Source organism: Coriobacteriia bacterium (genome assembly GCA_013334745.1).
Classification (GTDB): Bacteria; Actinomycetota; Coriobacteriia; order Anaerosomatales; family JAAXUF01; genus JAAXWY01.
This window is the reverse complement of record JAAXWY010000092.1, coordinates 1-1,695: the sequence shown is the minus strand read 5'-3', so window position 1 is coordinate 1,695 and position 1,695 is coordinate 1. Positions and strand designations below refer to the sequence as shown.

The 1,695-nt window shown below is 62.2% G+C and carries 3 protein-coding genes; 1 reads left to right on the top strand and 2 read right to left on the bottom strand.

Features of this window, described 5'->3' with window-relative positions; genetic code table 11:
• The coding region (locus HGB10_12105) for a hypothetical protein (protein ID NTU72547.1) at positions 1–307 on the top strand (307 nt) is incomplete at its 5' end.
• A gap of 116 nt (positions 308–423) precedes the next feature.
• On the opposite strand, the gene HGB10_12100 is transcribed toward HGB10_12105, so the two are convergent.
• Both HGB10_12100 and HGB10_12095 read right to left on the bottom strand, forming a co-directional pair.
• On the bottom strand, positions 424–726 hold the full coding sequence (locus HGB10_12100; GenBank protein ID NTU72546.1) for a GIY-YIG nuclease family protein: 303 nt from the start codon (positions 724–726) through the stop codon (positions 424–426).
• 51 nt (positions 727–777) lie between these two features.
• Positions 778–1,532, bottom strand: a protein-coding gene (locus HGB10_12095) for an IS5 family transposase (protein NTU72545.1) whose coding sequence is annotated in 2 segments (ribosomal slippage) — positions 778–1,214 and positions 1,214–1,532 — 756 coding nt in all. Because the reading frame shifts where the segments join, the coding sequence is not laid out codon by codon here.
• Positions 1,533–1,695: the final 163 nt, after the last annotated feature.

Genomic DNA, 1,695 nt, shown 5'->3' with positions numbered 1-1,695 from the left:
TGCTCATCGTGAGGACGTCCGATCGAAGACGCTCACAATCGAGGCCGACTTCGAGCGCGTGCTGGGGCCGCGGTCGCTCTTGGACCGGATCAAGGAGAAGGCGGCGCTGGCCTACGCATTGCGCGAGTGGTGGCGGATGAAGCTCGGACGAACCAACTATCAGCCGGGCACGCAGGTAACCCGCTTCGAGCATCGGCAACGACGAGCGAGCCCATTGGCGGTCGCGAGCGCCATTCCTCAGCTCGCCATCCAGTCACGACTCCCGGTTCTCGACACGTCCGCGCCCGTGATGCGACGCAGCGGGTGAGCCGGCGGTTGGCGGCGTGGGCGTTTCTCGACTAAGGCCTGTCCCTGATTGAGTTCGCTTGCCTGCTCCGTCATTCCCGCGAAAGCGGGAATCCATGGCCCGGAGACCTGGGCCCGCTATGCGACGATGGTGGCCCACAGATCATCCCAGGCGGCATTCGTCTTCTCGATTAGCTCGATCTTCCAGGCTCGTCGCCATTTCTTGATCTGCTTCTCCCGTGTGATGGCGGCAACCATGTCGGCGGCCATCTCGTAGTAGACCAACCGGTGGACACCGTATCGCTTCGTGAACCCTGTGGTGACGCCGTTCCTGTGCTCCCAGGACCGCTTGACGAGGTCGCTCGTGACTCCGACGTAGAGGGTTCCATTTCGCCTGCTGGCGAGGATGTAGACTGCGGGCTCCTTCGATTGCGCGGTCATCGTGAGGTCGTCTACACGGCTGCCGTGCCGGTGGTTACTGGTTCCGGCCGCTCATATCCGCAGCCACAAGAGGGCGCATCCTAGTGCAACAACCGCTGCGTAGTTGCGCAGAGTCTTCTCGTACCGCGTGGCGAATCTGCGAGCCTGCTTGAGAAGGCTGAATGTGCATTCGACTTCCGAGCGTGCCTTGTAGAGATCCGCATCATAGGCGATCCGCGTGCTGCGGCTGGCTGTAGGCGGGATCACCGCCATGCAGTCGAGATTTGCAAGTGTGCGGCGAAAGGCGTCGCTGTCGTAGGCTTTGTCGGCGAGCAGGCATGAGGGCTCAGTGCGTGTCACGAGGTCGGCGGCTGGAACGCTGTCGTGGCGCTGCCCCTCGGTGATCTCGAAGGTCAGCGGCAACCCAAGGGCATCGACAACAAGGTGCACTTTCGTGCTTAGGCCTCCTCGTGACCGTCCGATTGCGTTTGCCTGGGCCCCCCTTTTCCGCCAGAGCCATGCTGGTGTACCCGGTTGATCGTGCTGTCCAGGCTGTGCCACTCGTTGTCAGGGTCATCCTTCAGATAGTCGAACAGCCGCTTCCACTTATCAGTCCTGGACCAACGGTCGAAGCGGTTGAAGACCGTCTTCCAGGGGCCAAAGTCAGCGGGCAAATCGCGCCAAGGAGCGCCTGTTCGGCGCCACCACAAGACCGCGTCGATGAAGTTGCGATCGTCGATTCCCCGGCGCCCAACACGTCGATCTTCGCGCAAGAATGCAGCGATCTTCTGCCACTTTCGGTCGTCAAGTGTCAGTCGGAGTCCCATCGGCAGCGTAGATCAGAAACCAGATCGGCGCGCAACGTCGATCGCACGGCTGAAGTAGCCGCGGTGACCTCGCGCCCTGGATTCCCGCTTTCGCGGGAATGACGTTGGGCGAGAGTGGGCGCCAGTCCTGGAGGCGATTCAGGGACAGGCCCTAGTCCTCGGC

Excerpts from the sequence above, each read along its gene's own strand:
- HGB10_12100 (NTU72546.1), bottom strand. The coding sequence starts at position 726 with ATGACCGCGCAATCGAAGGAGCCCGCAGTCTACATCCTCGCCAGCAGG.